Annotated in this window: 16 protein-coding genes and 1 other RNA gene; 7 read left to right on the forward strand and 10 right to left on the reverse strand. The window is 70.2% G+C overall.

All coding sequences use genetic code 11. From position 1 onward, the window contains the following. Window positions 1-252: 252 nt before the first annotated feature. Entirely contained in the window at window positions 253-501 is a 249-nt protein-coding gene (locus tag VGJ14_19605; GenBank protein HEY2834635.1) for a hypothetical protein, read from the forward strand. 98 nt (window positions 502-599) lie between these two features. After that, a complete protein-coding gene (locus tag VGJ14_19610; protein HEY2834636.1) occupies window positions 600-1,877 on the forward strand; it encodes a polysaccharide deacetylase family protein in 1,278 nt (425 codons plus the stop codon). Here VGJ14_19610 and VGJ14_19615 read toward each other — a convergent pair. The 6 genes from VGJ14_19615 to rnpB all read right to left on the reverse strand — a co-directional run bounded on the left by VGJ14_19615 (window position 1,801) and on the right by rnpB (window position 10,204). Beyond that, window positions 1,801-3,438 carry a N,N-dimethylformamidase beta subunit family domain-containing protein gene (locus VGJ14_19615; protein HEY2834637.1) on the reverse strand — a complete coding sequence of 546 codons (1,638 nt, stop codon included), beginning with the start codon at window positions 3,436-3,438 and terminating at the stop codon, window positions 1,801-1,803. The two genes, VGJ14_19610 and VGJ14_19615, sit on opposite strands and share 77 nt — an antisense overlap. Before the next feature lie 126 nt (window positions 3,439-3,564). Continuing rightward, entirely contained in the window at window positions 3,565-5,754 is a 2,190-nt protein-coding gene (gene katG, locus VGJ14_19620; GenBank protein ID HEY2834638.1) for a catalase/peroxidase HPI, read from the reverse strand. After that, window positions 5,741-6,217 carry a Fur family transcriptional regulator gene (locus VGJ14_19625; protein ID HEY2834639.1) on the reverse strand — a complete coding sequence of 159 codons (477 nt, stop codon included), beginning with the start codon at window positions 6,215-6,217 and terminating at the stop codon, window positions 5,741-5,743. Before VGJ14_19625 ends, katG begins: the two co-directional genes overlap by 14 nt. Before the next feature lie 126 nt (window positions 6,218-6,343). After that, window positions 6,344-7,492 carry a hypothetical protein gene (locus VGJ14_19630; GenBank protein ID HEY2834640.1) on the reverse strand — a complete coding sequence of 383 codons (1,149 nt, stop codon included), beginning with the start codon at window positions 7,490-7,492 and terminating at the stop codon, window positions 6,344-6,346. Beyond that, window positions 7,489-9,552 carry a galactose oxidase-like domain-containing protein gene (locus tag VGJ14_19635; GenBank protein ID HEY2834641.1) on the reverse strand — a complete coding sequence of 688 codons (2,064 nt, stop codon included), beginning with the start codon at window positions 9,550-9,552 and terminating at the stop codon, window positions 7,489-7,491. Before VGJ14_19635 ends, VGJ14_19630 begins: the two co-directional genes overlap by 4 nt. 261 nt (window positions 9,553-9,813) lie before the next feature. After that, an RNA gene (gene rnpB, locus VGJ14_19640) (RNase P RNA component class A) lies at window positions 9,814-10,204 on the reverse strand. 136 nt (window positions 10,205-10,340) lie between these two features. Between rnpB and VGJ14_19645 the strand changes: the two genes are divergently transcribed. Next, entirely contained in the window at window positions 10,341-13,571 is a 3,231-nt protein-coding gene (locus tag VGJ14_19645) for a Pls/PosA family non-ribosomal peptide synthetase (protein ID HEY2834642.1), read from the forward strand. A 27-nt stretch (window positions 13,572-13,598) separates the two neighbouring features. Here the strand turns inward: VGJ14_19645 and VGJ14_19650 are convergent, their stop codons facing one another. Then, window positions 13,599-13,994: a YciI family protein gene (locus tag VGJ14_19650; protein HEY2834643.1), complete on the reverse strand. Its 396-nt coding sequence runs from the start codon at window positions 13,992-13,994 to the stop codon at window positions 13,599-13,601. 156 nt (window positions 13,995-14,150) lie between these two features. On the opposite strand from VGJ14_19650, the gene VGJ14_19655 reads away from it, so the two are divergent. From VGJ14_19655 to VGJ14_19670, 4 genes are read left to right on the forward strand one after another with little or no spacing between them, the layout of a single operon-like run. Beyond that, entirely contained in the window at window positions 14,151-17,534 is a 3,384-nt protein-coding gene (locus tag VGJ14_19655; protein HEY2834644.1) for a transglutaminase family protein, read from the forward strand. Further along, window positions 17,531-20,047: a circularly permuted type 2 ATP-grasp protein gene (locus tag VGJ14_19660; protein ID HEY2834645.1), complete on the forward strand. Its 2,517-nt coding sequence runs from the start codon at window positions 17,531-17,533 to the stop codon at window positions 20,045-20,047. The genes VGJ14_19655 and VGJ14_19660 overlap by 4 nt, the downstream gene beginning before the upstream one ends. Further along, entirely contained in the window at window positions 20,044-21,003 is a 960-nt protein-coding gene (locus tag VGJ14_19665; protein ID HEY2834646.1) for a transglutaminase family protein, read from the forward strand. Before VGJ14_19660 ends, VGJ14_19665 begins: the two co-directional genes overlap by 4 nt. Window positions 21,004-21,012: 9 nt before the next feature. After that, the gene (locus tag VGJ14_19670; protein HEY2834647.1) at window positions 21,013-22,035 is read left to right on the forward strand and encodes a putative zinc-binding metallopeptidase; all 1,023 of its coding nucleotides are present in this window, start codon (window positions 21,013-21,015) and stop codon (window positions 22,033-22,035) included. A 7-nt stretch (window positions 22,036-22,042) separates the two neighbouring features. Here the strand turns inward: VGJ14_19670 and VGJ14_19675 are convergent, their stop codons facing one another. The 3 genes from VGJ14_19675 to VGJ14_19685 form a co-directional block, all read right to left on the reverse strand. Continuing rightward, a complete protein-coding gene (locus VGJ14_19675) occupies window positions 22,043-22,522 on the reverse strand; it encodes a VOC family protein (GenBank protein HEY2834648.1) in 480 nt (159 codons plus the stop codon). Between the two features lie 16 nt (window positions 22,523-22,538). Further along, window positions 22,539-23,171, reverse strand: coding sequence for an NUDIX hydrolase N-terminal domain-containing protein (locus VGJ14_19680; GenBank protein HEY2834649.1), 633 nt, complete (start codon window positions 23,169-23,171; stop codon window positions 22,539-22,541). After that, window positions 23,168-23,848: histidine phosphatase family protein (locus VGJ14_19685; protein ID HEY2834650.1), on the reverse strand; the 681-nt coding region annotated here is incomplete at its 5' end. The genes VGJ14_19685 and VGJ14_19680, both read right to left, overlap by 4 nt.

Genomic DNA, 23,848 nt, shown 5'->3' on the forward strand with positions numbered 1-23,848 from the left:
GACCGGAGGAATTGATCGCGCCGCGGGTGTTTTCCCGGGGATTGGCCGAACGTCTGATACCCGCGGTCGTCCTTATGGCGACGTGTCCGACACCTCCGCCGGCACACCCGGAGTTCACCCCATCGGCCGAACGACGGACCCCCACAAATCGTTCGGCTGGTTTGCCGGATCTGAGGAAACCCAGGCCTGCTCTTGACGGTCGAAGGGCGCACAGAACCGGACAAATGCCGGTCGGCGCAACAGGGGGAAGCCATGGTCGGCGATCACTGGTTCGTGTACCCGGTGGAGAACGGCGTCGAGCTGGTCGTCGACTCTGCGGACCCCGACGTCTACGACCGGGCGCTGGCCCAGTTCGTCACCCACTTCACCGACTACAACCTGGCCGCGGAGTGGTCGATCGGGGGCGGCGAGGTCATGCACTTCGTCCCCGCACCGGAGGATCACGACGCCCCCGCCGCGACGCCTGCGCCCCACTCCACAAATGTGGGCAATTCGGGATGAATTCCCCATGGACGACGCGCCATGGGAGCAGGTAGGAATCGCAGGTACATCCCTGCGCTGAACGGAAAACTTTGCCTCACCTGCCGATCGCTCGCTCCGTGGCGACCGGTCGGGGGCTGCGCACCATCGGCGCCCTGCTCGCGGTGGTCGGCCTGACCGCGGGCACCCTGGCCGCGGCACCGAACCACCGGTCCCTGACGCTGGTCGTTGCCGGTTCGCCGGCGGCGCCGGTCGTTGCGAGCACGCCATCGACGCCGGCCGCCACGGCTCGTCCCACCCCGGTCCGGGTCCCGACCCACGTCGCCCGCGCCAGCATCGACCAGGCCCGTTCCCAGTTGCCGTTCGCGGGTCATTCCACCGCCGCGGTGGCCGCCGCCTGGACGCGGGCCCGATCGCGTTATCCGTCCGGTCCGACGTGGGCCGGCACGCCGGATCGGCACATCGACTGCCTGCACCTGAAGTGCATCGCGTTGACCTTCGACGACGGCCCCGGGGCACAGACCACCGACGGATTGTTGGAAATCCTGGCGCGCGAGCACGTCCGGGCCACGTTCATGGTGATCGGGCGCAATGTGGCAGCCGATCCCGGCCCGACGATCCGGGCGGCCTGGGACGGCCACGAGATCGGCATGCATACCTGGGCACACCAGGCGTTACCCGGCCGCTCGCTGGATCAGATCGCCGCGGACCTCAGCCGTACCTCCGCGGTGATCACCCACTACACCGGCGTGGTCCCGAACTTGGTCCGCCCGCCCTACGGCGCCATCGACGTGCCCACCGCCAAACTCATCCCCTACCCACTGATCCTGTGGTCGGTGGATCCGGACGACTGGCGCGACCAGAACAGCGACCTGGTCTACCAGCGGGTGACCAGCGCCGGGCGACCCGGCTCGATCGTGCTCATGCACGACATCTACCCCACCACGGTGGCCGCGGTGCCCCGGATCATCGACTTCTACAAGCAGCAGCACTACACGTTCGTCACGGTCTCCGAGCTCTACCAATCAAAACTGAGGGCTCATCAGATGTATCACGGCCGGGTGGACGAGGTGGCCCGGGCGCGGGCCAAGGACAAGGCCGAGCACCGCCACCGCAAGCCGTGGGTCGACCCGGAGTTGCGGACCGCCCCGGCGCCGGACGCGCCGGCGGCTCAGGGTGAGCCGGCCGAGGAGAGCGCAGCCGCCGAACCGCCCGCGGACGACACCGGCACGGTGACCGCGACCGCACCGCCGGACGACACGGTGGCGACCGCTCCCCCGTCGCCGCCACCCGGCGAGCCGGCCCCGGGCGAAGATGGCCTCAGCGAACGTCCGCCGTATCCTCCTCCGGCTCAACCGCGCCGCGGACCGGTGGATGGGCCAGATTCTGCTTCGTGAAGTCCTTGGCCGGGTGGGTTTTCCCGGCCGGCCCGACGGCGAAGGCACGCAGGATGTTCAACGTCGCGCGGGACAGGATCGGTCCCGAGGAGGCATCGGTCTTCGGTCCGCAGTGGCGCAGCGCGCATACCCAGCGCATGGTGCCGGCGTCGAACACCCCGGCCCCGCTGGGCTCCACGTGGTAGGACGCGTCGGCGAAGCTCGGCCGCCCGTCGCAGGTGCTCGGTGAGTGGGCGAGGATCTCGATCGGTCGCGGGGTGGGCCAGTTCAGGCTGATGTGGTTGTACTCGATGCCGACCGCGCCGCGCAGTTTCTGGCCGTTGTGCACCCCGGCTCCGGCCCAGATCCAGCTGTCCGCGTCCTCGATCACCATCGGGTTGTCGCCGGGGAAGCAGGCGTACATCGACCCGGCCAACGTGCTCTCCGGATCGGCGGCGGGCTGGTCCCGCCAGTTGCCGGTGACCAGGTCCTCCTGGCCCTTCTTGCCGAACAGCGGGTCCTCGTTGACGATCTTGTAGTCGATCTCCAGTCGCCGGTCGCCCAACGCGGTCGGACCGAAGCGAATCTTGCGGTAGACCTCGTTGGCCCCGAAGAACGCCAGGTTCACCCCGGCGTCCAGGCCACGGCGCACCGTCGCCCGCATGGCCCGCGACCAGTACTCGTCGTGGCCCTCGCTGATCACCGCGCGGGCCCCGTCCAGGTAGTGCTGGTCGGCGTCCAGTTCGATGTCGGTGGCATAGGCGACCGGGATCGCCTGGCGCTCGGCAAGGGACACCAGGGCGAGTTCGTCGTGGAAGAACAACGCCGCCCCGTTGGTGGCCCCATACGGACGGTCGAAGCTGACCGCCCGCGCCCGGCTGCCGAAGGTCCGGTCCTTGCCCAGGTACAGGCTGCGCCCACCCCACAGGTTGTAGGCCTGCTCGGTGGTCACCTCCTTGATCAGCACCACCCGACCGGCAACCGACGGGGTGCGCACCGTGATCGGCACCCAACTCTGCTTGCCGTTGTCCCCGTCCAGCCGCAGCAGGTAGCTGCCCGCGGGCCAGTCGGTGGTGGTCACGGTCAGGCTGGGCTTCCAGGGCGCGTAGTCGGTGAGTGTCGCCCTGATCTCCTTGGCCGGCGCTTGTTTCTCCCCGGCCACCGGCTGGGAGGTCCACACCTCGCGGGCGCGGTCCCCGCCATACCAACCGGCGCGGAACGCGTGCACGGTGAAGTGCGCGGCCGTGGTGGACACGTAGAGCGCGAACGATTGGCCGGGCAGCACCGAGACGTGGTCGGCGTAACCCTCCAACTCCCCCGGCCCGGCGGGATGGGTGAGCCGCCAGTGCTTGGCGCCGGGCTTGGCGTTCTCCGCGGTGATGTCCGCGGCCGGCACGGTGAGCAGCTTTCCCGCCTCGGCGGCGGGGTCCACACCCGGTCCGGCACTCGACCCGGGTGGCGCGGTGGCGACCACCGGGGTCGCGGAGGCGGCGCGAGCGGTACTGCCGCAGGCGGCCAGCAGAGCGACGGCGGCCAGCGCACCGACCGCGCGACGTGCTCGGGAAGGGATACCAGCGTGCATTGGGTCGCCTCGCGCTCTCGGCAATAAGCGGGGACGCGTCGACCCTAGGACAGGACAGATCAGCAGGCGGCAAACGCCGCGCCGTCCGGGTCGGCCGTGCAGCAGGCCGACCCGGACGGGTCTTGCTCAGCCCGGAATCAGGTCGTACCGGTCCGCGCCCATGACCTTGCCGAAGGCGGCCGCGAAGTCCTGCGCGAACCGCCCGGCCGCGTCGTCCTGCGCGTAGGCCTCGGCGATGGCCCGCAGGATCGAGTTCGACCCGAACACCAGGTCCGCCGCCGTGGCGGTCCCGACGGTCGCACCGTTGGCCATGTTCTTGCCCTCGAAGATGCCCTCGGCACTGGCCGACGGCGACCACAGGGTGTCCGCGTCGAGCAACCTGGTGAAGAACTCGTTGCTCAGCGTCCCGACCCGGTCGGTGAACACGCCGTGCTTGGACTGGCCGTGGTTGGCCCCGAGCACCCGCAGGCCGCCGACCAGCACGGTCATCTCCGTCGCGGTGAGGCCGAGCAGGTTGGCCCGGTCCACCAACCGCACCTCGGTCGGCACCTTGTCACCGGCGCGGTGGAAGTTGCGGAAGCCGTCGTCCTTGGGCTCCAGAACCGCGAAGGAGTCGACGTCGGTCTGCTCCTGCGCGGCGTCGGTGCGGCCCGGTTGGAACGGCACGGTGACCGTCTGCCCGCCCGCCTTGGCCGCCGACTCGACGGCCGCGCAGCCGGCCAGCACGATCAGGTCGGCCAGCGAGACCTTCTTGCCGCCCGAGGCGGACATGTTGAAGTCCTGCTGGATCTGCTCCAGGCCCTGCAGCACCTTGGCCAGCTCGGTGGGCTCGTTGACCTCCCAGTTGCGCTGCGGTTCCAGCCGGACCCGAGCACCGTTGGCGCCACCGCGCTTGTCGGTGCAGCGGAACGTCGCCGCCGACGCCCAGGCCGCGGACACCAACTGAGTGACCGTCAGACCGGAGCCGAGCACCTTCTCCTTCAGCAAGGAGATGTCCGAGGCGTTGATCAGCGCGTGGTCGACGGCCGGCACCGGGTCCTGCCAGATCTGGATCGGCGCCACCTCGGGCCCGAGGAGACGCGAGGCCGGGCCCATGTCGCGGTGCAGCAGCTTGTACCAGGCCTTGGCGAAGGCCTCGGCGAGCTGGTCGGGGTTGTCCTTGAACCGGCGCGAGATCGGCTCGTAGATCGGGTCCATCCGCAGCGCCATGTCGGCCGTGGTCATCATCGGCGCGTGCCGCTTGCTCGGGTCGTGCGCGTCGGGCACCAGCCCGTCACCGGTGGTGCCGACCGGCTTCCACTGGTTGGCGCCCGCCGGGCTCTTGGTCAGCTCCCACTCGAAGCCGAACAGCGTCTCGAAGAAGCTGGTGTCCCACGTCGTCGGCGTCGGGGTCCACGCCCCCTCGATGCCCGAGGTGACCGCGTCATAGCCGAGGCCGCTGCCGTTGGCGTTCTTCCAGCCCAGGCCCATGGCGTGCACGGGGCAGCCCTCGGGCTCCGGGCCCACCAGGTCCGGGTCGCCGTTGCCGTGCGCCTTGCCGAAGGTGTGACCACCGGCGATCAGCGCGACGGTCTCCTCGTCGTTCATGGCCATCCGAGCGAAGGTCTCGCGGATGTCGCGGCCGGACTTGACCGGGTCCGGGTTGCCGTTGGGCCCCTCCGGGTTGACGTAAATCAGGCCCATCTGGACCGCACCGAGCGGGCCCGCGAGGTCGCGATCGCCGCTGTAGCGCTCGTCGCCCAGCCAGGAGTCCTCCGGGCCCCAGAAGACCTGCTCGGGCTCGTAGACGTCGGGGCGGCCGAAGGCGAAGCCGAAGGTCTGGAAGCCCATCGCCTCCAGCGCAACGTTGCCCGCCAGCACCAGCAGATCGGCCCAGGAGATCGCGTCGCCGTGCTTCTTCTTCACCGGCCAGAGCAGCCGGCGAGCCTTGTCCAGGTTGCCGTTGTCCGGCCAGCTGTTCAGCGGCGCGAAGCGCTGCTGGCCCGCGCCACCGCCGCCGCGGCCGTCCTCGATGCGGTAGGTGCCGGCCGCGTGCCAGGCCATCCGGATGAACAGCGGGCCGTAGTTGCCGTAGTCCGCGGGCCACCAGGACTGAGAGTTGGTCAGCACCTCGGTGACGTCGCGCTTGACGGCTGCGACGTCGAGCTTCTGGAATGCCTTGGCGTAGTTGAAGTCGTTGCCCACCGGGGTGGACTGCGGCCCGTGCTGATTGAGCATCTGCACGTTCACCTGGTTGGGCCACCAGTCCAGGTTGCTCTGCGGATTGTGCTGAGTCGGCTTCGGGGAGGACAGTGCTGGGTTTTCACTTTCGGACACGTCGTCCTTCTTCCTGTTTCGCAGTTCCATGGAGGGGTGGATCACTGATTTGGCATGCCGGGCACAGGCCCCAATACACGACCTCGGCCTCATCGATCGCGAAGCCCTGATCGTTCGATGCGGTCAGACACGGGGTGTCCCCGACGGAACAGTCGACGTCGGCGATCACCCCGCACGACCGGCATACGACGTGGTGATGGTTGTCCCCGACGCGGGACTCGTAGCGGGCCACCGAGCCGGGGGGCTGGATACGACGCACCAAACCGGCGGTGGTCAGTGCGCGCAACACGTCGTAGACGGCCTGATGCGACACCTCACCGAGTTCGGTGCGCACGTTACTGATGATCGAGTCCGTGTCGGCATGCGGATGTGCGTGCACCGCGGCCAACACTGCCGTTCGAGGTCGGGTCACGCGCAACCCCGCCGCGCGCACCATGTCCTCGAATTCGAAGATCGTGGACATGCACCTACCCAACACCCGTTGACTGGAATGAGTCAAGAATAGCGCGGCGGGTCGGAGGGGGTTTTGGCTGGGGATGCAGATGGCGGCGGCGGTGACGCCTGAGTCGCCTCAGGTGCACCCCGCCTTTCAACCTGCATCAGCGACCGCGGGTTCCCCGGGCCGCCCGCGGCGGCGACGCCCCACCACCGCGAGGACGGCGATCCCCACCAGCACGACCGCCCCGCTGGCGACCACCCACGTCAGAGCACCGTCGCTGCGCTTCCGCGGAAGCGCGTTGTTCGGCAGCCAACTGATCGTGCCGCCGAGTTGCGCCGAGGCACCGTCCAGCCGCAGCGGGATCGTCCATCGGCCGAGCTGCGCCGTCTTGCCCTCCCGCTCGACCACCGCCGGCGGGCGGTCGGCCGAGTACTGCAACCGGGTGTCCAGCCAGCGGACCCGGCCCGACTCGCCGACCCGCACCCACCCGGTGCGGCCCTCGGCCTGGTCGGTGAAGTCGATGTTGTCGCGGAAGTTCCGGCTCTCGGTGTTGGCCCAGGCCCCTTCGGCGTCCAGGCGGAGGAAGTCCTTGCCGTCCTCACCGAGCACCACGACCGTGCGGCCGGGCGGTGCGACCAGCAACAGCGCGGGCACCCGGCCCTGCGACACGGTCAGCTGCAGGTCGTCGCGGCGTGGGTCGGGCTCGGCCACGAACGTCCCGGTGACAGCCTTGCGTTCCAACGCCCCCATGATCGTGACCGGGACCGAACCCATCCGCATCCCGATCGTCCAGCGCGCCACGATCGTGCTGTTCGGCTCGGTGCCGGGAGCCAGCGGGTGCAGCCGGGGCTCGAACCAGCCGAAGGCGTCGGTTTGCGACACCTGCACCCAGTGCGGCTTCGCACCGGGCCGCGCCTCGGTGGGCAACCGCGGCGGGACGTCGGGCGGATTCAGCGTTTCGGAGAAGAACGGATCCGCCAGGTTGCCGAGCACGCCGGCGCTCGACACCTTCAGGAACGCGGTCCCGTCCGGGTCGAGCACGGTGAGCACGTCGCGCGCCGGGTTCGCCACCAGCATCTGCTCGCTGACCCCGGTGCGGACCTGGACGACGACGCCGGCCGGCAGCGCCGGGGAGATCGAGTCGATCACCGGAACCAGCGTCGGATCGGTGCCGTGTGCGAGCGCCGCGGGCGCTGGGCACAGCACCGCCGCGACCGCGACCGCGACCGCGACCGCGACGAGCAGCGGACCGCGGACCAGCCGCGCCCGGACGGAAGGTGACCCGGAGCGCCGCCTCACCGGGCCCGGCGGCCCCGACGTCCGGCCGTCGAGCGCACCGGGGCGCCCGGTAGCACGGCGTGGTCACGACCGGTGTCGGGAAGCGTTGATCGGGACGGGTCGGGGGTGAGCGGAACCACCGGGACCCCGGCGCGCAACTCCTTCGCCGCCAGCTCGATCTGACGGGCCATCAGGGCATGGACCATCGCGACGGGTTGTTTGGAGTCGACGAACACCTGCCGGGCCACGGAGGGGATCTCGCCCTGGTTCGACATCGTGTGCGCGAACAGGAAGTACGGGCCGGGCGTCAGGTAGTTGCTACCCGGCACCTCAACCTTGACCGCGTTCGCGGTCCGGCCGACGATCTTCAACTCCACGTTGCGCTGGTCGCCGTCGACCAGGTGGGTCTGCGACGGGTTGCGGTACAGCCGAATGCTGGAGATGTCCTGCGGCCGGTCCACCTTCACGGTGAGCACCTTGTTGGTGCTGATCATCGGGTTCACGCCGGTGATCACCGGACGCTTGCCCCAGTACAGGTTCGGCGGGGTGAAGATCTGGAAGCTGGAGTCCGCCCAACCCGGGGCCATGCCGAAGTTGTCCGCAGCCGCGTCGGTGGGCTGACCGTAGAGCAGCGCCCCCACCGGCGCGTGCCCACCGACCAGGATCCGACCGTCGGGCAGCAGCACCGCAGTGGTGTGGTAGCTGCGCCGGTGGGCCTGAGGCTCGAGCACCGTCCACTTGCTGGTGGCCGGGTCCCACATCTCGGTGGACTTGTTGGCGTAGTCGATGCCGGGGGTCTCCAGGTGATCGCGGTCGCCGCCGTTGACCACGTACACCTGGCCGGTGGACAGCAGCACGCCGTCCGACAGCCAGCGTGGGGTGTGTAGATTCCCGGCCGAGACCGAGGAGAAGGCGTCGGTGCCGTAGCCCACCGAGGTCAACGTCGTAGCGAGCTGACCGAAGTAGCCGCCGGGCCACTCGAACGGCACCCCGCCGACGGAGAGGAACTTCGTCGCGGTGTCGCCGGGCTTGATGGTCAGCATCACCGAGACCCCGGACCCCCGGAAGCCCAGCGGCAGCCCGCCGAAGTCGTTCATGCCCAGGTCGGTCCAGCCGTTGGTCTTCGGGTCGAAGACCGAGTCGAAGCCCCAGGTCGCCTCGTCCCAGGAGTACCCCATCGGGTTGGCGACCTGGCCGCCGGCGTTGAACAGCGTGCGGCCGTCGGGCAGCAGATGCATCCGCGGGAACAGCGGCAGCGACTTCTTCGCCGAATCCGGCAACGTCGTCCATTGCCCGGTGGCCGGGTTGAAGCGTTCGATGTGGCGCTCGTTGGCCATCGAATCGCCGGGCCGGTCCGGGTAGTACGGCTTGATCATCTTGGTGACGCCGCTGAAGGTGATGATGGAGCCGTCCGGCTGGGTGACCATGGTCGGATACCAGCGGGCCCAGTTCATCTTCCCGGCCTCGGACCAGGAGTTCGTGCGCGGATCGAAGATCCGGGTGTTCTTCAGGCCGTTGAGCTCGACGATTCCGTATTCGGGGTGCCCGGGGATGCCGGGCTCCTGGTAGTAGGCGGTACCACCGTTGGTGATGACCCGCCCATCGGCGAGGAAGTTCAGGTCGGCGCAGAACAGGTCGCCGTCGTTGTCGGTGACGTCGTTGTTGTGCAGCGGCCCGGGCAGGTACTCGTTGTCCGGGTTGCCGTTGGGGTTGATTCCGGTGTCCGGCTGCTTGGGCACCGAGAACTTCGGCGTCCCGCTGCGCAGGTCCAGAATCGCCGAGTTGCTGTTCTGCGCGGTGGTGCCGAACTCGGTGACCAGGGTGTCCTTGTTGCCGACGTGGTTGATGCCCTCCAGTCCGCTCCAGTACAGGTCGCGGCCGTCCGCCAGCTCGGCGATCGCGTTGGCCGTCGGGTTGCACCGCGGCTGCGGGTTGAACGCCCGTTCGCAGTTGATGCCCTTCGGGTTCTCGAACACCCCGCTGAACAGCCCGGTCTGGGCCGCGGTGAAGACGTGGGGCGCCGTCGGGGCGAACGGGGCGATCAGGGCGGCGGCAGTCACCGCGAGGACCGGGTTGCGCATCGTCTCACCTCACCGGGGCGCCTCCGGTCGTCCGGCATCACGACCTGGGACGAGAGCGCCTGCGCTCATCGTGCACCCGGGGAGACCGGTCATTCCAGTGCAAACCCACCCAAACCATCCGAGCGGGGGGAGCCGGCGGACCACCGCCCTACCCGGGCCGGCAATGCACGTTGCGCCGCCTGTGGCCGATGAGGCGCCTCAAATGCCCCATGCGTTCCAAACTGCATCACGAGCCGGACGCGCAGCGGTCGGTGAGAGGAGACGACGAGCCGGCCTGTAAGCCGGATTCTGTGGCCGGACCTTGCGGGCCGACCGGCGGCCATCCATCTGGGACCGACGTTGCCGTCGGCCTCGGTGCGGCCTACCTGTGAGCTCGGGCGGGCCGCCCTCGAACGCTCACACACGACGGGCGAGCCCGCCGATCTTGGCCTTGCTCCGGGTGGGGTTTACCGAGCCGCCCGGGTCACCCCGGACGCTGGTGGTCTCTTACACCACCGTTTCACCCTTACCGCTGCACCGAAGTGCAGTGGCGGTTTGTTCTCTGTGGCACTGTCCCGCGGGTCGCCCCGGGTGGGTGTTACCCACCACCTTGCCCTGTGGAGTCCGGACTTTCCTCGACGGATCGCTCCGCCGCGGCCGCCCGGCCGGCTCGTCGCCACCGGAAACCCTACTTCGACAGATACCTCTCAGCGACTTTTTTCCAGACTCTCACCTGCGCGGTCCGTGCAAAGTGACCGATCGGTAGGCATTCTCGGTTTGTACTGCCGCACGTCTGACCGGAGGAACCAGTGGGCCGCACCGATTCGGGCGACCGGTCGGAGCTGACCGTCCAGCTGTGCGCCATCGCCGCCGAGGTACTCGGGGTTGCGACGGTCACGCCGGAGGCGACGTTCTTCGAGGACCTCGGCGCTGATTCGCTGACCATGGCGAAGTTCTGCGCCACCGTGCGCAAGCGCTCGGAGCTGCCCCGCGTCTCCATGAAGGACATCTATCGCTGGCCCAGCGTCGCGGCCATCGTCGCGGGCCTGGAATCCGCGCCGACGCCCCCTCCGGCAGCCGTGCCGGTGCCCCGGGTCGGTGTGGAGTCCGCTCCCGCCCCCGCGTTCCTCGGCGCGGCGCTGGGCACCGAGATCGCGGAGCACCCGGCTCCACCCGCCCCGATCGAGCCCGTGGGTTCCGGCGATTTCTTCGCGACACTCAAGGCCTATCGGCAGATCCTCACCGAGTTGCTGGCCGGCGCGGAAGTCTCCCCCGGCGCGCACGTTTTCGACGAACTCGGCGCGGATTCCATGACCATGGCGAAGTTCTGCGCGACGGTCCGTAGGCGCACGGACCTACCCAAGGTGTCGATGAAGGACGTCTACCGGCATCCGACCCTCGCCGAGCTGGCCGCCGCACTCGCGCCCGGCGCGGGGGCAGCCGCGCTATTGGTGCCCGGCGCGGACGCAGCCCCGGCGCCCGCCGCGTCGCCCGCGGCGATCGAACCGGTGCGCGGCGGCGGGCCCCCGGCGCCCTTCGTCATCGACCCGGTCGGGCGGTTCGCCTACGCCTTCTGCGGCCTGGCCCAGCTGGTGATCCTGCTGCTGCTGCCCGTGCTGGTCTCGGCCGCGAGCGTCGTCGGTTACCGCTGGCTGGACCCGGCGCATGGCCCGCTCGCGACGTACCTGCGCGCGGTCACCTTCGCTACGGGCGGTGTGCTGGCCTGCTTCCTGCTGCCGGTGCTGCTGAAGTGGACGCTGATCGGGCGGTGGAAGCCGACCACCATCCGCGTCTGGTCGCTGCGCTACCTGCGGTTCTGGGTGGTCAAGTCGGTGGTGCAGCGCAACCCGCTGATCCTGATCATGCTCGGTTCCCCGCTGTACGGCGTGTACCTGCGCGCGTTGGGTGCGCGGATCGGCCGTGGCACCACGATCCTGACCAACCAGGTTCCGCTGTGCACCGACCTGTTCTCCGTCGGGGAGGACACCGTCATCCGCCGCGACACCGTGATGCCCGGCTACCACGCCGAGGCCGGCCTCATCCGCACCGGACGGATCACCCTCGGCGACCGGGTGGTGGTCGGCGCCAAGACTGTTGTCGACATCGAGACCGCGATGGGCGACGGCGCCCAGCTCGGTCACGCTTCCGCGTTGCACCCCGGCCAATCAGTGCCCGCCGGCGAGCGCTGGTACGGCTCCCCCGCCGGGCCGGGCAACGTTGACTTCGGCGCCGTCGAGCCGGACCCGTGCCGCAGCTGCTCGCGCCGCCGCCGCACTCTGTTCGGCATCAGCCAGTTGCTGTGGACGATCCTGTTCACGCTGCCGCTCGGTTTGGCGGTGCTGGACGGATTCTGGAATCTGGCCATCCGGTTGAGCGGCGGCACGCCCGGCACGGCCTCACTGAGCACCGCACGCTTCTACGGCAGCGCCGCCGCCAACTCGGCGGTGCTGTTCTTCGGCGTGCTGCTGGTCTGGTTCCCTGTGCTGAACCTGACCGCGCGGGCGCTGAGCCTGCTGGTGCGACCGGACAAGGTCTATCGACTGCACGGCATCCGGCACTCCGCGCTGCGCACCATCACCCGCATCACCACCATGAAGTTCTACGCGGGGATGGTGGCCGACAGCTCCTACGTCGTGTACTTCCTGCGCGCACTGGGCTACCGGCTCACCCCGATCCTGCAGACCGGCACCAACTTCGGCACGGTCGCGCACGACACCCCGTTCGCCGCGCGGGTCGGCACCGGCACGGTCATCGCTGACGGCCTGTCGCTCAACAACGTGGACTACTCGGCGTCCACGTTCCGGGTAGCCCCGGTGTCCATCGGCGCCCACAGCTTCCTGGGCAACGGCATTGCCTACCCGCCCCGCGCCACGGTCGGGGACAACTGCCTGATCGGCACCATGACCATGGTCCCGATCGACGGCCCGGTGCGAGAAGGCGTCGGCCTGCTGGGTTCCCCGCCCTTCGAGATCCCCCGCACCGTGGCCCGCGACACTGGCTTCGCCATCGAGGACCCCGCCGAACTGCGCCGCGGATTGCGGCAGAAGAATCGTCACAACACGCTGACCGTGCTGATGTTCCTGCTGGTGCGCTGGATCGGCGTGTTCTCGTTGTTCGTGTTTGCCGAGGCGGGCGGCGAGGCCATCGACTCCTCGGGCAGCGCCTGGGGCCTGGCGATGGCCGAGGCCGGCTACGCGGTGTTCCTGTTCGCCTTCTACCTCGCGGTGGAACGTGCATGCACCCGCTACGCCTCGCTGTGCCCGGACGGAGTTTCCATCTACGACAACCGATTCTGGCGTCACGAGCGGTACTGGAAGGTGCCCTCCCGCGGCTACGTCCAGTTCCTCAACGGCACTCCGTTCAAGAGCGTGGTGCTGCGCCTGCTCGGCGCGAAGATCGGCAAGCGGGTCTTCGACGACGGGGCGTCGTTCCCGGAAAAGAGCTTCGTCACCGTCGGCGACTACGCCACGCTGAACGCGTCCAGCGGCGCGCAGACGCACTCACAGGAGGACGGCGCTTTCAAGTCCGCGAAGACCGTGGTGGGCGCGGGCGTCACACTGGGCGTCGCCTCCTTCGTGCACTACGGCGTGACGATCGGCGACGGCGTGCTGTTGGCCGCGGACTCGTTCCTGATGAAGGGGGAGCAGGTACCGGCCGGCGAGTACTGGGCGGGCAACCCCGCGCAGCCCGCGGACCCGTTCCTGACGTGGCCGGAGCCGGTTGCCCTGCCCGCCACGACCGTGGACGCGCCCGAGCCCGTCCAACTGGCGCTCCAGGTCGAGATGGTGCCCACCCACCCGCCGGCGCCCGACCGGCCCGCGGCGCCCTCCCGCGGCCGCCTGGTCCTGCTCCTCTACAGCATCGTGCTGGCCCTCGGTGGGGTGTTTCTGCTCGCCGAACCCGGCTGGGACCTCGCCTGGCGCAGCGCGGGTGCGCTGGCCCTCGTCGTGGCCGCCGGTCTGGACGCCGCGATGCTCCGCCGCGCCGCGGCAGTCAGAGCCGCCGCACCAGCGGCACAACTGACCGACGCTCCTCGTTGAGTCCGCCGGCGACCGACCGCACCGGTCTCAGCGGCGGTTTGCCGGGCGCCCGCGCCGCGCCCGCGGTCGCGCGGCGGCGATCCGGCGTCGATGCTCACGAATGTCGCCGTCCGGCCGCGCCCACGCGCTGGGCATGGCGAGCACCTCGAAGTCGGCCACGCCGGCGATGATCGCGGGATCGGCGGCAGCCAGGCGGAGCACCTCGGCCTCGTCGGCGGCCTGCACCACCGCCAACCCGTACACGCCTTCCTCGGTCGACACCGGACCGGCGACCACCACGTGACCCCCGTCGAACAAGCCGGCCCAGTAGGTGAGGTGCTCGGCCATCACGTCGCGCACTTCGACCGAACCCGCGACCGCACGCGGAATCAGTCGGTACACGAAATGACGGGCCACAGCCACCGGCGCCTCCTGCTGTTGCACGCATCCTCGTCCGGCCGGGTATGACGGAGGTCAAACGCTCACCCGTTCGTGGGCAACGGGCGGTAGTCATACCTTCATCGGACTGAAACAGTCCGCGTCGGCCGTCCCGGCACGCTGCGCACGTACGTTCGCCCGAACTGTGGGTCGGAGGATCCTGTGGCCATCCGCGTCGCCGTCGAACACCGCACCGTCTACCGGTTCGATCGACCCACCGACATCGGTCCGCACCTGGTCCGACTGCGCCCGGCGCCACACTGCCGCACGTCGATCACCGGATACTCGCTGCGCGTCTCTCCCGCCGAGCACTTCGTGAATTGGCAGCAGGACGTCTACGGAAACCACGCCGCGCGCCTGGTCTTCACGCAGCCGGCGACCGAACTGTCGATCACCGTGGACCTGGTGGCCGATCTCAGCCCCATCAATCCCTTCGACTTCTTCGTCGACGACTCCGCCCGGCAGTTCCCGTTCGAGTACCCGCTCGGCTCGGCCGAGGATCTCGCGGCCTACCTGCGCCGCGTCGACGAGCCCGGCACCCCCGTCGGCTCCGGTGCTGGTCCGCGGCTGCGGCACTGGCTCGAGGAGTTCGACGCCCCGTCCGCCAAGGGCACGGCGATCGTCGACTTCCTCGTCGAACTCAACCGCCGGGTGGCCGGCGACATCGCGTATTCGCTTCGTATGGAGCCCGGTGTGCAGTCTCCCGACACGACGCTGGAGACCGGCGTCGGATCGTGCCGGGACAGCGCGTGGTTGCTGGTGGCAATGCTGCGCGAGCTTGGCTTGGCGGCCCGTTTCGTCTCCGGTTACCTGGTTCAACTGGTGCCCGATGACGCCTCGGCGAACCTCACCGAGGACTTCACCGACCTGCACGCCTGGGCCGAGGTCTACGTACCCGGCGCCGGCTGGATCGGGCTGGACGCCACCTCCGGACTGCTGGCCGGGGAGGGGCACATTCCGCTGGTGGGCAGTCCCCGCCCGGAGCACGCCGCTCCGATCAGCGGCAGCACCGGCCCGGCGGTCAGCACGCTGGAGTTCGCGAACAGCGTGCGACGCATCCACGAGGACCCACGGGTCAGCAAGCCGTACTCCGCCATCCAACTCGAACGGATCGATGCGCTGGGCGAGGCGGTGGACGCGCGCCTGGCCGCGGGCGATGTACGCCTGACCATGGGCGGCGAGCCGACCTTCGTCGCGGCCGACGACATGGACTCCGCGCAGTGGCGGATCGCCGCCGACGGTGCGGAGAAGCGGGACTACGCACTCGCGCTGGCCCGGCGCCTGATGGAGCACTACGCACCGGCGGGCGTTGCCATCCACGGGCAGGGCAAGTGGTACCCGGGTGAGCCGTTGCCGCGGTGGCAGATCGGCATCTTCTGGCGGGCCGATGGCACCCCTTTGTGGTTGGACCCCGATCTGCTCGACCACCCGTGGGCCGACACAACGCTCCAACCGGGTTCGAAGGCCGCTGCCGAGGCCGTTGCGGCGGTCACCGGGGCCATTGCGGCCGGGCTCGGCGTGCCCGCCGAGTATCTTCGGCCGCTGTTCGAGGACCCGTTGGACCTGCTGGCCACCGAGGCCCGGCTGCCGGCCGGTCCCCCGCCGCCCGCCCCCGGTACGGCGGCCTGGCCCGCGGACGCCGCTCGCCGAGCGGAGATCGTCGCGGCGCTGGACGCCGAGAACGGCCGGCCGGCGGCGTGGGCCATTCCGCTGAGTCGTTCCGAGGAAGGCACCGCCTGGACCACCACCGTCTGGCGTTGCCGCCGCGGCGAGGTGTTCCTGCTTCCCGGCACGTCCCCGGCCGGGCTGCGGCTACCGCTGGACGCTTTGGCCTGGACCCCGCCGCCGATCGACCCGGACCGTTCCCGCTTTGCCCCCGTGGCCCCGCTCCGGCCGAGCGTGGCGGCCGTTCCCGCCGTGCACATCGTGCGGACCGCCGCGGCCCGGGTCCTGCCGGTCGAGGGCGCGCCCACCACGGCGCTATGCGTGCAGGAGCGCGACGGGCACGTGTTCGTGTTCCTGCCGCCGCTACCCGATGCCGCAGACACCGTCGCGCTGCTCGGCGTCGTGGAGCGGGCCGCCGCCGGCACCGGAGTGCGGGTCGTGCTGGAGGGCTACCCGCCGGCCGGCGACGTCCGCGTGCGCACGCTCACCGTCACCCCCGACCCCGGCGTGATCGAGGTCAATGTCCATCCGGCGACCGATTGGTCGGAGTTGACGGAGATCACCCGGACGCTGTCCGAGGCGGCGCACGGCGTCGGGCTGGCCGCCGAGACGTTCGCCATGGACGGCGCACACACCGGCACCGGCGGGGGTGGGCATCTGACCCTGGGTGGTCCGACGCCGGCCGATTCGCCGCTGCTGCGCCGGCCGGACCTGCTGGTCAGCATGCTGACCTACTGGCAGCACCACCCCGGCCTGACCTACCTGTTCTCCGGGCGGTTCATCGGCCCGACCAGTCAGGCGCCGCGCGTCGACGAGGGCCGGCACGAGACGCTCTACGAACTCCAGATCGCCTTCGCCGAGCTCGCCCGGTTGGCCGAAGCGCCCGAGGGTCCCCGGCCCTGGCAGGTGGACCGGGCCCTACGCCACTTGCTGACCGACATCACCGGCAACACCCACCGCAGCGAGTTCTGCATCGACAAGCTGTTCAGCCCGGACACCGAACGCGGACGGCTGGGCCTGCTGGAACTGCGTGGCTTCGAGATGGCACCGCATCCGGAGATGGCGCTGGTGCAGGCGCTGCTGGTGCGCGCGTTGGTGGTGCGGTTCTGGGAGCGCCCGTACACCGGTCCACTGGTGCGCTGGGGCACCCGGTTGCACGACACGTTTCTGCTGCCCGAGTACGCGCTGGCGGACGTGGGCGACGTGATGGCCGACCTGGCCGCGCACGACCTGCCGTTCTCCCCGGCCTGGCTGGACCCCTTCGCGGAGTTCCGATTCCCGCGGCTGGGCTCGGTCGACGTCGGCCCGGTGCATCTGGAGCTGCGCGCCGGCATCGAGCCGTGGCACGTACTCGGCGAGGAGGTGGCCGGCGGCGGCACCGCGCGCTACGTGGACTCCTCGACCGAACGCCTGCAGGTGAAGGTGAGCGGTGCCGTGCCCGGCCGCCATGCGGTGACCTGCAACGGGGTGCCGCTGCCGCTGTCCCCGACCCGCAGCGCGGACTCGCTGGTCGCGGGCGTGCGCTACCGGGCCTGGGCTCCGCCCTCCGCGTTGCACCCCACCATCAAGGTGCACTCCCCGTTGGTGTTCGACGTGGTGGACATCTGGAACCACCGTTCGCTGGGCGGCTGCACGTACCACGTCACGCACCCGGGCGGCCGCGCGTGGACCACGTTCCCGGTGAACGCGGCCGAGGCGGAATCCCGGCGCGGCGCGCGATTCACCGTCGGCGGGCACACGCCGGGGCCGGTGGACCCAGCGGCATGGCAGTCTTCGTCCATGCACCCGTCCCCGGCCACCTCCCTGGTCGCCTCGACCGCGGCCGATGCCGGCGAGTACCCGCGCACGCTCGACCTGCGCCGCTTCCCCGCGCCACGGTGACCGACACGCTGCCCGGATCCGGGCCGGGCGCTCGCGAGTCCGCGCGCGGGATGGTGCACGCCTACGCCGCCCGGCGGGCCGCGCAGCGTTCCTGTTGGGACGAGATGGTCGGCTTCCACGGCCGGGTCCGCGGCGGCTGGCGCGAGCTGTCCGCCGTCGCCGAGCAACTCGGTCCGCAGGGGCTGGCCGCGGCCGCGGCGGAGGTCGAGCGACTGCTCGACGAGGACGGCGTCACCTACCGTCCGCTCGGCGCCGAGGAGGAGCAGCGCTGGGGCCTGGACCCGCTGCCGGTGTTCCTCGACGAGGTCGAGTGGGCGGTGCTGGAACCCGGCCTCACCCAACGCGCGCAACTGCTGGACCTGCTACTGGCCGACCTCTATGGACCACGGGAGTCGATCCGGTCCGGGATACTGCCCACCGAGGTGGTGCACGCGCACCCCGGCTTCCTGCGCGCCTGGGACGGGGTGATCGGGGCCAAGCGGCAACTGTTCCTGGCCGCGGCAGACCTCGGCCGGGCCCGCGACGGCACCTGGTGTGTGGTCGCTGACCGGGTGCAGGCCCCCTCGGGTGCGGGTTACGCGATGGCCAACCGGCGGGTGGTCTCCCGGGTGCTGCCGACCCTGCACCGCGAGGCGGAGATTCACCGCCTCGGGCCGTTCTTCCACGCGATGCGGATCGGGTTGGAGCAGGTGGCCCCGCCCACCGCGGAGGCGCCCCGCGCCGTGCTGCTCACTCCGGGCACGCACAGCGAGACCGCCTTCGAACAGGCCTACTTGTCCACGCTGTTGGGTTATCCGCTGGTCCGCGGATCGGACCTGATGGTCGCCGAGGGCCGGGTGTGGCGGCGCACGTTGGGCCGCCGGGAGCCGGTGGATGTGATCCTGCGCCGGGTGGACAGCTGGTTCTGCGACCCGCTGGATCTGCGCCCGGACTCCGAACTGGGCGTGCCCGGTCTGGTCGAGGCCGCGCGCTCGGGCAATGTCGCGGTGGTCAACGGGCTGGGCGCCGGGGTGGTGGAGAACCCGGCGCTGTTGCCGTTCCTGCCCCCGCTCTGCCAGCTGCTGCTGGACGAACCGCTGCGGCTCAAGTCGGTGCCGACCCGGTGGTGCGGCGACCCCGACGAGCTGACCCTGGTGCGCGAACGGCTGGCCGAGTTGGTGATCAAACCATTGGCCCGCGGCATCGCGCGCACCCACATCAACGGATGGGAGCTGTCCGAGGCGCAGCGCGACGACCTGCGCCGACGCATCGAGGCCGAGCCGCATCTGTGGGTGGGCCAGGAGGCGCTGGCCTGTTCCACCGCACCCAGCGTGGTGGCCGACGACCTGTTCCCGCAGCTGCTCACCCTGCGCACCTTCGCCGTGGCCTCCGGCGTCGGCTATCAGGTGATGACCGGTGGACTCGGCCAGGTGCGCACTCCGCACGGCGGACTGACGGCGCGTGAGACCCCGCCGACATCCAAGGACATCTGGATCCGCAACACGCGTGGCGCACCGACCGTTGCCCCCTGGGTCCGCGAGGCCACCCCGTCGCAGATCCTGCCGATGACCGACTCCCCACGGGTCATCGAGGACATGTTCTGGTTGGGCCGCTATGCCGAACGCGCCGAGGACACCGCGCGCGTGCTGCGTGCCGTGAACGACCGCTGGGCGGACTTCCACCACTCACCCGAGCAGCAGGGGGCGGCCGCGCTGGCCGTGCTGCTGCGCACGCTGAGCGCGGTGACCGGCACCGCGCCGGACATCACCGATGTGGTGTTCAACGAGGACCGGCCGGGCACGCTGGCCCACGCGGTGCGGCGGTTGACCGCGTTGTCCGGGGACGTACGCGAACAACTGTCCACCGACACCTGGCTGGTGCTCGGTGGTCTGGAACGCGAACTGCAGAACCGCCAGGACACCGACACGCCAACGACGTTGGCCAAAGTGCTGGAGGGCCTGCTGGCGTTGTCCGGGCTGATGGCCGAAAGCCTGGTGCGCGACGCCGGTTGGCGGTTCTGCGAGATCGGCCGACGCCTGGAGCGCGCCGCGCACGTCTGCGCGTTGCTGTCCGCAGGCCTGGGCGGCACACGCAGCGCGGACACCGACAGCCTGGTCGTGGAATCGGTGCTGATCGCGGCGGAGAGCATCATCACCTACCGGCGTCGCTACACCGCTCGCGCCGGCGTGGGCACCGTGCTTGATCTGTTGCTGGTGGATCGGGAGAACCCGCGGGCCATCGGTTACCAACTCGACCGGCTCGGCGAGTCGCTGGAGCGCATCCCGTCCGATGCCGAGCGGATGGCCGGGGTGCGCGAACTACTCGGCGATCTGCGTTCCCGGGTGCGCGCCGCGGACACCCTCGCCCTGGCCATCCCGCAGGCCGACGGCGACCGTCCCGCCCTGCGCGCGTTCCTCGATGAACTCGGCGCGGACCTGGCCACGCTGGCCGCGGACCTGCAGGACATCTTCTTCGTCCAGCGCGCCCCGCAGCGCCCGCTGGCGGGCACCGTCATTGCCGCGGAGTCCTGGTGAGCGCGCCGGCCCCGGTGCCGGCGCCGCCCGGTGCGCGGCGTTATCAGCTCACCCACCGCACCGAGTACCGCTACGACGAGGACGTGCAGACCAGTTACGGACGGGCTCATCTGGTGCCCCGTCACGGCGAGGGACAGCACCGCCTGGAGTACACGCTGGACACCGAGCCGGGTCCGGTCGAGTTGTCCGAACACGCCGACTTCTTCGGCAACCGCTCGGTCTACTTCGTGGTGCGCGAGCCGCATCGAGAGCTGACCGTCACCTGCCGCAGCCTGATCGACGTGCACCGTCCCGAGGTGGACCGCGACGCGTTGCGCGATGTCCGGGCCCGCGTTGTCCGCGATCGGTTGGCCGACCGCGCCGACCTGGACCCGGACCTGCTCGACGCTCGCCCGTTCCTGTTGCCCTCCCCGATGATCGGGCGTGCCCCTGAGGTAGCGGCGTTCGCCACCGACCTGATGCGGCCGGGCCGCAGCCTCGACGAGGTCCTCGTCGATCTGCTCGAGCGCATCGGGGAATTCGCCTACGTCACCGGGGTCACCACGGTGTCCACCCCGCTGGCCGAGGTGTTGGCCCGCCGTGCGGGCGTCTGCCAGGACTTCGCTCATCTCGGGGTGGCCGCGTTGCGTGCGGCCGGCCTGGCCGCCCGTTACGTCAGCGGGTATCTGGAAACTCGTCCCCCACCCGGCCGGGCGCGCTTGGTCGGAGCGGATGCGTCGCACGCCTGGGTGTCGGTCTTCGCGCCGGGCCTCGGTTGGGTCGACCTGGACCCGACCAACCATCAGTTCGTCGACGAGTCCTACGTGGTCGCCGCGATCGGCCGGGACTACGGCGACGTGCCCCCGCTGCGTGGCGTCATCTTCACCGAGAGCAAGCAGAGCACGATGCAGGTCTTCGTGGACATGGAGCCGGTGCCGGTGGCGCCGGCGGGAGTGGACTCCCCGCTCGCCGGGTAGCGTGCGTCAGTGCGTGCGTTCACCTGTCCCTCCTGCGGGGCCCTGCTGTTCTTCGAGAACAGCAGGTGCCTGGCCTGCGGCACGCAGGTGGGTTTTGAGCGGCGGACCGCGGACTTCGTCTGCGTGCCGCCCGGTTTGCGTTGCGCCAATGCCGAGATCGCCGCTTGCAACTGGACGGCGCCGGGCCCGGACCCGTTGTGCGACTGCTGTCAACTGACTCGCACCCGTCCCAACGACGCTGACGAAGCGGGCATGGCCGCCTTCGTGCTGGCGCAGGGCGCCTCCCGCCGGTTGCTCTACCAACTCGACGACCTCGGCCTGCCGGTCCGCAATCGCGAGGAGGACCCGGAACACGGGTTGGCCTTCGATCTGCTGTCCAGCGTCGGCCAACCGGTCACCACCGGGCACGACAACGGGGTGATCACCATCGACCTGGCCGAGGGCGACGCCGGGCATCGAGAGGCACTGCGCGTGCAGATGGCGGAGCCCTATCGCACCCTGCTCGGGCATTTCCGCCACGAGGTCGGGCACTACTACTGGACGGTGCTGGTGGCGGGGCGGCCCGCGCTGGACGTGTTCCGCGCGCTGTTCGGCGACGAGCGCGCCGACTACGCCGCGGCACTACAGGCGAATTACACCGGCAACCCCGATCCGAATTGGGCCGAGACCCACGTCTCGACCTACGCCGCCGCCCACCCGTGGGAGGACTGGGCGGAGACCTTCGCGCACTACCTGCACATCCGCGACAGCCTGCAGACCGCGGCAGCGTTCGGCATCGTCGTGGCCGGTCCGGAGCTGGACACTCCGCCGGACCCGTTGGCTCCGCTCAGCTCGGTTCCGCTGGAGGAGCACGACGACTTCGACGATTTGATAAATGCCTGGTTGCCGCTGACCTACGCCCTGAACGCGGTCAATCGGTCGATGGGGAAGCGCGATCTCTATCCGTTCGTGCTCTCCCCCACCGTGTTGGAAAAGCTGCGCCTGGTGCACTCGCTGATCGCCGCCGAGTCGCGCGAGCGACTTGCCGCCTGACGTCGCGTCAGCCGCCCGCGACGGCCGCCTCGATTGCCGCGAGGTCGATCTTCTGCATGGTCATCATGGCCTGCATGGAGCGGTTCGCCCGCTCCGGATCCGGGTCGCTGTTCAGCTCCATCAGCCGGGTGGGGAACACCTGCCAGGACAAGCCGAAGCGGTCCTTCAACCACCCGCACGGACCCGGCTCGCCGCCGTCCACCAGGGCGTCCCAGTAGTAGTCGACCTCGGCTTGATCGGCGCACGGGATCTGCAGCGAGATCGCCTCGGAGAAGGTGAAGTGCGGCCCGCCGTTCAACCCGACGAAGCTCGCCCCATCCAGGCTGAACTCGACCACCATCACCGCCCCCGGCTCGTTGCTCGGGGTGCCCCCGGACGGGGCGCGAACGACGTTGGTAACGCCGGAGTTCGGAAAGATCTTGATGTAGAACGCGGCCGCCTCCTCGGCGTTGCCGTCGAACCACAGGCACGGGGTTATCCGAGGCATGCGTTCGCCCTTCTCGTTACTCGAACAGTGCGGGCAGGCTCGGGTCGGCGCGATGGGCGAGGATCGCGGCGACCACGCGGTCGGGGGTGCGTCGGTGCGACAGCGGCGGTAGGTCATCGCCGGCGAAGAACCCGACCCCATCGGTCTCGTGGTCGCCGCCCGCCTCCCCACCGCTCAGCTCCCCGCAGAACACGATCTTGTAGGCACTGAACGGCGTGGTCGGGTCGTGCGCGTCGAAGACCCCGACCAGGTGCGTCAGCCGGGTGGTGTACCCGGACTCCTCGTACACCTCACGGGCCGCGGACACCGAAGGGGCGTCCCCCACGTCCGCCCAACCACCCGGTAGCGACCACCGGCCGTCGGCCACCTCACGGACCAGCAGTAGGCGGTGCTGCTCGTCGAACACCGCGGCGCGTACGTCCACCTTGGGTGTCACGTAGCCCTCGGTGGCGTGATACAGGTCGGGCAGCTCCACCTCGGGACGGCCGGACAGCTCGGCGAACATGGCCCGGGCGATCGAGCCCAGCTCGGCGTAGCGGCGCTGGTCGTAGGGGTTCTCCGCGAACTCCGAGCCGATCCGGGCCATGGCGTCGAGCTTGCGCGCCCAGTTCAACCACACCGATCCGTCCGGGGGTGGTAACTCGGTCATGTGCCGTCCACCCTGGCCAGGGCACCGAGGTGGCCGGTGTCGTTGAAGGAGTGCAGCGCGCTGTTGCCGTCGCCGTACCAGGCCACCGTGGACAGGGAGGCGGGTGCCAATTGCAGCTTGTGCACCAGGTGCTCCGGACCGTCCAGCGCGAACCGGATCAGTATCTTGATCGGCGAGACGTGCGCGACCACCAGCACGTTCTGGCCGGCGTGCCGGTCCAACAGCCGCTCCTGCGCGGCGCTCACCCGGGTGGCCACCTCGCGCATGCTCTCCCCGCGGGGTGGGGCCTTTGCCGGCGAGGCCAGCCAGCCGGCGAGCTCGTCGGGCCACCCCGTGCGGACCTCCTCGAAGGTCAGCCCGTCCCACACCCCGAAGTGGCACTCGCGCAGGTCTTCGTCGATCACGACGTCGACGGCGAGAGCAGCACCGACCGCGGCGGCGGTCTGCCGGGCGCGCTGCAGCGGCGAGCTGACGATCAGGTCGATGGGCCCGGCCGTGGCGAGGTGACGCGCCGTCACATCGGCTTGCCGGTGGCCCACCTCGGTCAACGCCGGGTCGCTGGAACCGCCGCTGAACCGGCGCTGCAGGGTGTGTTCGGTCTGCCCGTGGCGCAGCAACCGGAACGTGGTGATGGTGCCCAGGTCGCGGGCCCAGCCGATGATCTTCGGGGCGGCGTC

The organism is Sporichthyaceae bacterium (assembly GCA_036493475.1).
Lineage (GTDB): Bacteria > Actinomycetota > Actinomycetes > Sporichthyales > Sporichthyaceae > DASQPJ01.